Below are 5,951 nucleotides of genomic sequence, written 5' to 3' on the forward strand. Positions count from 1 at the left end.
CTGTGCCCGCAGCCAAACCGACCCCGCCGCCCGCTCCCGTGCCCGCGCCCGCGCCGCCGGCTGCGCCCGACGGCAAGGCCGTGCAGGCGCTGCTGCAGAAGAACAACTGCACCGCCTGCCACGCCGCGCAGCAGAAGATCGTCGGCCCCGGCTGGGGCGAGGTCGCCCGCAAGCATGCAGGCAAGGCCGACTACCTGGCTGGCAAAATCCGCTCTGGAGGCTCGGGCGTCTGGGGCAGCATCCCGATGCCGCCGCAGACGCTGAGCGAAGCCGAGGCCCGCCGCATCGCCGACTGGCTGGCCGCCGGCGCGAAGCAGTAACCACCGGCGCAGGGATATCCCCCATGCGCCGCAACCGTCCATTTATTAGCATCCGCTTAATTACCTGGAGACCCGCATGCAAACCCGTCGCGACACCCTGAAGCACAGCGCGGTGGTGGCCGGCCTGCTCGCCGCCACCGGCCTGTTCCCGCGCATGGCGCTGGCCTGGAACAACGCTGGCTTCGAGGCCAAGAGCGTCAACGACGTGATGAAGGCCTACGGCGCGGGCGCCCCCACCGAGAGCAAGGACGTCACGCTCACCGCCCCCGACATCGCCGAGAACGGCGCCGTGGTTCCGATGACCGTGGCCACCACGCTGCCCAACGTCAAGCACGTGCTGCTGCTGGTGGAAAAGAACCCCAGCACGCTGGTCGCCAAGTTCGACACCAGCCCCGCGGTGGATGCCAACTTCGCCACCCGCGCCAAGATGGGTCAGTCCTCCGACGTGTACGCGGTGGCCATCACCACCGACGGCAAGGCCTTCTTTGCGAAGAAGGAAGTCAAAGTGACGCTCGGCGGCTGCGGCGGCTGATCCATCCACACGAATCAAGGAGTCCGACATGTCCGAACCGATGCGCATCCGCGCCCAGGCAGCAGGCCCCAACGCCACCGTGCGTGTCCTCATGAGCCACGAAATGGAAACCGGCCAGCGCAAGGACGCGGCCGGCAAGACCATTCCGGCCTGGCACATCACCGACGTCGTCGCCACCCACAACGGCAAGCAGGTGCTGGCCGCCGAATGGGGCCCGGCCGTCGCCAAGAACCCGTTCCTGCAGTTCACGGTCAAGGGCGCCAAGGCCGGCGACAAGATCGGCGTCACCTGGAAGGACAACCGCGGCGACACCCGCACCGACGAAGCCGTGGTGTCCTGATGAAGGGCACCGTCGCATGCCTGGTGCTGGGGTTAGGGCTGGGGGTCGCCGCGACCGGTGCCTTCGCGCAGAAGTCGGCCACGCAGTCGATCGAGGAATACCGCGCGATGCTGGCCGACGGCAACCCGGCGGACCTGTTCGAGGCCAAGGGCGAGGTGCTGTGGAAGCAAAAGCGCGGCCCGAAGAATGCCTCGCTGGAGGCGTGCGACCTGGGCAAGGGCCCGGGCGTGGTCAAGGGCGCCTTCGTCGAGCTGCCGCGCTACTTCGCCGACGTCGGCAAGATGCAGGACCTGGAGACGCGCCTGGTCAGCTGCATGGAGCGGCTGCAGGGTTTCAATGCGGCGGAAATCGCCAAGACGCCGTTCGGCCGCGGCGAGCAGGCCAACGTGACGGCGCTGGCCACCTACGTGGCCGCCGAGTCCAGGGGACTGCAGTTCAACCTGCCGCAGGCCCATGCGATGGAAAAGAGCTACTACGAAGCCGGCAAGCGCCTGTTCTTCATGCGCGGCGGCACGCACGACTTCGCCTGCGCCTCCTGCCACGGCGAGGACGGCAAGCGCATCCGCCTGCAGGACCTGCCCAACCTGACCAAGAACCCCGGCGACGGCGTCGGCTTCGCCGCCTGGCCGGCCTACCGCGTCAGCAACGGCGAGATGTGGGGCATGCAGCTGCGCCTGAACGACTGCCTGCGCCAGCAGCGCTTTCCGTATCCGGAATTCGGCAGCGACGCGCTCACCGCCATCAGCACGTATCTCGGCGTGAACTCCAAGGGCGCCAAGTCGATCGCGCCCAGCATCAAGCGATAAGGACCCATTCATGAAGAAGATCGCACTCGTGCTGGGCCTGTCCGCCGTGGCGGGCGCCGCGGTGCTCGGCTGCGCCACGCTGCCCGGCGACGCCGAACTCGACCAGATGGCCGCCAACATGGCCAAGACCGCGTTCCGCGACCAGGGCATCGCCACGGTGGACCGCGTCAGCGGCATCGACGACACGCTGAAGGCCTGCAGCGCCGCGGACGTGGCCGGCAAGCCGCTGGACGCCGCGCGCACCAAGGCCATTGAGGAAGCCAACCTCAAAACCATCAAGTGGCCGGCCGACGGCAAGTTCCTGGGCGACTGGAAGGCCGGCGAGGCCATCGCGCAGAACGGCCGCGGCCTCACCTGGACCGACACGGCCGGCGCGGCCAATGGTGGCAACTGCTACAACTGCCACCAGATCAGCAAGGAAGAAATCTCCTTCGGCACCATCGGACCCAGCCTGTACAACTACGGCAAGATCCGCGGCGTGGCCGACCCCGCCAGCGCCGAAGCCAAGCCCATCGTGGAATACACCTGGGGCAAGCTGTGGAACGCCAAGGCCTACAACGCCTGCTCCAACATGCCGCGCGTGGGCCACTCGGGCATCCTCAACGAAAAGCAGATCAAGGACGTGATGGCCCTGCTGCTCGACCCGGCCTCCCCCGTCAACAAGTAGCGAGCGGCCGTGGACCTGTCCAAACGCGAATTCCTGCAGGTGCTGGGAGCCGGCGCCGTGGCCGGCATGGGGCTGGGCCGCTGGGCCGATGCCGATGCGCAAACGGCCGGCAATGTGCTGTACGACGTGCCGGCGTTCGGCAACGTGTCGCTGCTGCACATGACCGACTGCCATGCGCAGCTGCTGCCCATTTACTTTCGCGAACCCAGCGTCAACCTGGGCTTCGGCACCATGCAGGGGCAACTGCCGCACCTGGTGGGCGAGCACCTGCTGAAGGTGGCGAAGGTGCCGCCCGGCACGCCGGCCGCGCACGCCCTCACCTGCCTGGAGTTCGAAACCGCCGCGCGCCGCTACGGCAAGGTGGGCGGCTTCGCGCACCTGGCAACGCTGGTCAAGCGCATGCGGGCCGGCCGGCCCGGCGCGCTGCTGCTGGACGGCGGCGACACGTGGCAGGGATCGGCCACGTCGCTGTGGACCAACGGGCAGGACATGGTGGACGCCGCCAAGCTGCTGGGCGTGGACATCATGACCGGCCACTGGGAATTCACGCTGGGCATGGACCGCGTGAAGGAGATCGTGGAGAAGGACTTCGCCGGCAAGGTCGACTTCCTGGCGCAGAACGTGAAGACAGCCGACTTCGGCGACCCGGTGTTCAAGCCCTACGTCATCCGCCCCATCAACGGCGTGCCGGTGGCCATCATCGGCCAGGCGTTCCCGTACACGCCGATCGCCAACCCGCGCTACTTCGTCGCCGACTGGACCTTCGGCATCCAGGACGACAACATGCAGAAGGTGGTGGACGAGGTGCGCGCCAAGGGCGCGCAGGCCGTCGTCGTGCTCAGCCACAACGGCATGGACGTGGACCTGAAGATGGCCTCGCGCGTCACCGGCATCGACGCCATCCTGGGCGGCCACACGCACGACGGCATGCCGGTGGCCAGCATCGTGGCCAACAGGTCTGGCAAGACCATCGTCACCAACGCCGGCTCCAACGGCAAGTTCCTGGGCGTGATCGACTTCGACGTGAAGGGCGGCAAGGTGGCGGACTTCCGCTACCACCTGCTGCCGGTGTTCGCCAACATGCTGCCGGCCGACCGCGAGATGGATACGCTGATCGGCAAGGTGCGCGCGCCGCATGCGCAGAAACTGGGCGAGGTGCTGGCCGTGACCGAGGGCACGCTGTACCGCCGCGGCAACTTCAACGGCACCGGCGACCAGCTGATTTTGGATGCGCTGATGGATGTGCAGGGCGCGCAGATCGCGTTCTCGCCCGGCTTCCGCTGGGGCACCAGCCTGCTGGCGGGCCAGCCGATCACGCGTGAATGGCTGATGGACATGACCGCCATCACCTACCCCTATGCCACGGTCAACGAGATGAGCGGCGAGACCATCAAGACGGTGCTGGAGGACGTGGCGGACAACCTGTTCAACCCCGACCCGTATTACCAGCAAGGCGGCGACATGGTGCGCGTCGGCGGCCTGCAGTACGCCATGGACCCGATGGCCACGATGGGCAAGCGCATCACCGACATGCGCCTGGACGGCAAGCCGATCGAGGCCAGCCGCACCTACAAGGTGGCCGGCTGGGCGCCGGTGGCCGAGGAAGCGAAAACCGCGGGCGGCAAGCCGGTGTGGGACGTGGTGGAAACGTGGTTGAAGGCGCGCGGCGGCAAGGTGGCTGCACGCCAGGCGAACCTGCCGGTGGTGGCGGGGGCGCGGGGCAATCCGGGGTATTTGGAGGGTTGATGTGATGCGCGCTTTGCTTGCTCTCTTCGTGTTGCCTGCCATGCTGGGCATGGCGACGGGCACGCAGGCGCAGCAAGGCGCGACGTTCGAGGTGCGCAGCCTGACGCCCGAAGCGGCGCTGAAGGCTGCGTCGGCGGCGCTGGCAAAGTGCCGCGCAGCGGGCTACCAAGTGGGCGTGGCGGTGGTGGACCGCGCCGGTTCGCCGCTCGTCACGCTGCGCGACCGATTTGCAGGGCCGCACACGTTTCAGACCGCGCTGGATAAGGCGTATACGGCGGTCACGTTCAAGATCTCGACGACCGAGTTGGAAGCGGTCTCCCGCCCCGGCGGCGCCATGAGCGGCCTGCGGCAGCTGCCGCGCGTGGTGGCGATCGGTGGTGGCCTGCAGATCAGCGCCGCGGGATCGCAGGTCGGCGGCATCGGGGTGTCAGGCGCACCGGGTGGTGAGGCGGACGAGGCTTGCGCGAAGGCGGGCATCGCGAGCATCGCGGACGACTTGGAGATGTGAAGCGGGGCGCGCTGGCAGCAGAAGTGCGCGCGGCTCGCAGCTGAATGAACCCTCCTCTTGGCGGCGCGGACAGCACCAACCGCTGAATGCGCGGCTCGTCGTGCCGGCAAGCCACGGCCACATTGCGGGTTTTCTCGGTCGCTTTATCAATGTATAAACACCAGCCCTGGTAGCGCGTCCAAGGCATCGCCGGTGCTGCGGCCAAATTGGGACTGGTGACGCTGTTAAGCTGCGAACTTACAGCACATCGTCCACACAAGCTCCATACTCACCCGTGGTTGCCTCGTTTCCACCCTAACTAAAGGAACATCAATGCGCAACTCAGGTAAAGCTCCCACGATGGTAGTTTGGCTGATCTCACTTGTCCTATTCATCATCGCGCTGGCGGCACACTTCGGCGTTGTCAGGATTCCAGAACCCATTGCAACCTGGTCATGGATTGTTGGGCTTGGCCTGCTGCTAATTGCATGCCGGGTGCGTGGCTTGTAGTTTTCCGGTTCGCCGCGCGGCCTAACCCGCTACAGGGACTTCTCACGTAGTCAAGCACTGGTTGCCATTGGTTCCTTTTCCTTGTGACTATATTTACTGCTGGACCGACGTGCTGCTCGAAGCGGCGCTGAACGAGGAACAGACTGCACATCTACAGACGGCCTTGTTGCATGGGCTGCTTGCCGCATGCGGACCCCGATACGAACCGCTCGGCAGGGCCCGATCCCGTGGTGCAAACCGGCGACTGTCGCCAATGTCAAACTACAAAGGCTTTCCATCTGTCAAGCAAATAGCTCTCTCTGCTTGTGAAGGCATGCGATTCCATCGAACTCCAGTGCGCAACTATGAAGCCGCTCAACCTCACCCACTTTCCCCAGCCGGAGTCGAACGATCCGGGTAGCGTGGAGGCAGCGCTCGATGCGCTTCGCAACGCGGAGAACGAATCGACAGCCCATGAAGCCTACGATGCGTTTCTCTGGGCGGTGGGCGACAACCATGCAGGAACGTTCTATCCGGTCGTGTTGGGCGTCCTGCCGGAGATCG

Annotated in this window: 8 protein-coding genes; all 8 read left to right on the plus strand. The window is 66.3% G+C overall.

All coding sequences use genetic code 11. The annotated features are described in order from the left end of the window. Positions 1 to 320 (plus strand): c-type cytochrome (locus tag H0U68_RS04305; protein ID WP_296353021.1); only part of this gene is annotated, 320 nt, incomplete at its 5' end. A gap of 76 nt (positions 321 to 396) precedes the next feature. Then, entirely contained in the window at positions 397 to 852 is a 456-nt protein-coding gene (soxY, locus tag H0U68_RS04310) for a thiosulfate oxidation carrier protein SoxY (protein WP_296353024.1), read from the plus strand. Positions 853 to 880: 28 nt separating this feature from the next. Beyond that, positions 881 to 1,192, plus strand: a complete 312-nt coding sequence (gene soxZ / locus H0U68_RS04315; protein ID WP_296353026.1) for a thiosulfate oxidation carrier complex protein SoxZ — start codon at positions 881 to 883, stop codon at positions 1,190 to 1,192. Further along, positions 1,192 to 1,998, plus strand: a complete 807-nt coding sequence (gene soxA, locus H0U68_RS04320) for a sulfur oxidation c-type cytochrome SoxA (protein WP_296353028.1) — start codon at positions 1,192 to 1,194, stop codon at positions 1,996 to 1,998. Before soxZ ends, soxA begins: the two co-directional genes overlap by 1 nt. 10 nt (positions 1,999 to 2,008) lie before the next feature. Then, entirely contained in the window at positions 2,009 to 2,665 is a 657-nt protein-coding gene (soxX, locus tag H0U68_RS04325) for a sulfur oxidation c-type cytochrome SoxX (RefSeq protein ID WP_296353031.1), read from the plus strand. Positions 2,666 to 2,674: 9 nt separating this feature from the next. Further along, positions 2,675 to 4,411 (plus strand): thiosulfohydrolase SoxB, encoded by a 1,737-nt coding sequence (gene soxB, locus H0U68_RS04330; protein WP_296353034.1) that lies wholly within the window; start codon positions 2,675 to 2,677, stop codon positions 4,409 to 4,411. A gap of 4 nt (positions 4,412 to 4,415) precedes the next feature. Next, complete coding sequence (locus tag H0U68_RS04335) at positions 4,416 to 4,919, plus strand: heme-binding protein (protein WP_296353035.1); 504 nt, start codon at positions 4,416 to 4,418, stop codon at positions 4,917 to 4,919. A gap of 833 nt (positions 4,920 to 5,752) precedes the next feature. Next, positions 5,753 to 5,951: hypothetical protein (locus tag H0U68_RS04340; protein ID WP_296353037.1), on the plus strand; the 199-nt coding region annotated here is incomplete at its 3' end.

Origin of the sequence: Ramlibacter sp., from assembly GCF_013697775.1 — a bacterium.
GTDB lineage: Bacteria > Pseudomonadota > Gammaproteobacteria > Burkholderiales > Burkholderiaceae_C > Ramlibacter.

Excerpts from the sequence above, each read along its gene's own strand:
- soxA (WP_296353028.1), top strand. The coding sequence starts at position 1,192 with ATGAAGGGCACCGTCGCATGCCTGGTGCTGGGGTTAGGGCTGGGGGTC.
- soxY (WP_296353024.1), top strand. The coding sequence starts at position 397 with ATGCAAACCCGTCGCGACACCCTGAAGCACAGCGCGGTGGTGGCCGGC.
- soxZ (WP_296353026.1), top strand. The coding sequence starts at position 881 with ATGTCCGAACCGATGCGCATCCGCGCCCAGGCAGCAGGCCCCAACGCC.
- H0U68_RS04335 (WP_296353035.1), top strand. The coding sequence starts at position 4,416 with ATGCGCGCTTTGCTTGCTCTCTTCGTGTTGCCTGCCATGCTGGGCATG.
- soxX (WP_296353031.1), top strand. The coding sequence starts at position 2,009 with ATGAAGAAGATCGCACTCGTGCTGGGCCTGTCCGCCGTGGCGGGCGCC.